This is a genomic window from Vibrio sp. SG41-7 (genome assembly GCF_014164465.1).
GTDB lineage: Bacteria > Pseudomonadota > Gammaproteobacteria > Enterobacterales > Vibrionaceae > Vibrio > Vibrio splendidus.
In genome coordinates, this window is sequence record NZ_JACJFF010000328.1 from 1 (window position 1) to 724 (window position 724).

The 724-nt window shown below is 44.6% G+C and carries 1 pseudogene; it reads right to left on the reverse strand.

Annotation, left to right across the window (positions count from 1 at the left end):
• Nucleotides 1-284: pseudogene (locus H5300_RS26950) on the reverse strand (transposase); the annotation flags it as partial.
• Nucleotides 285-724 lie beyond the last annotated feature (440 nt).

Below are 724 nucleotides of genomic sequence, written 5' to 3' on the forward strand. Positions count from 1 at the left end.
CCGTGGATTCCATATACGAAGTAGGTGGCGGCCTTTTTTACGATTTCTAGCTCTTCTGCTTGCTCTGCCAATTGCCTCTTTAGCTTAGCGATCTCAACGGCCAATTCTTGTTCTCGTTAGCTAATATTAGAATTCGTCTTTGTGGCTTTTCGCCAACCGTAGATCTGAGATTCATGTAACGAAAGCTGTCTTACAGCTGCAGCGATTCCCACTTTATCTGCGAGCTTCAGGGTTTCTGCTTTAAATTCAGGAGAATGGATAATACGTTTCTTCTTGCTTTTCATGGTTCACCTCATTAGTGATTGTACCCACTTAACTCAGTGTCCAAAACTGCTGGTGCGGATCATTGGCAGTAACAGCTGTATAACAAACATTCAATTTTTCAAGATACTTTTTCTAATTAGGCAGAAGTTTGTTAGTGCAATAGTTCTAGCACGTTTCTGTCCGTGCGACCTGAGGTCGTATGAAGCGTTGTTCACCGCTTTATGAGTGAACCGTCTGTATCACCAGATGAACCTACGAGCCTGAATAAAGCAGCGGCTCGGACAATGTAACGAAACTTGGCCGTTGGGCTGAGTGGGAAAAGAATCGTGAGAGGACGTTCCTCCTGAAAACCACAATTCGGGTAAGTGCTAGGTAAATGATATGAACGCTTCCCCAACCTACGGAGTCTGACGATGATTCGATTGACGAGGAAGGATACTCCCTGTCACGGCATCAAAGT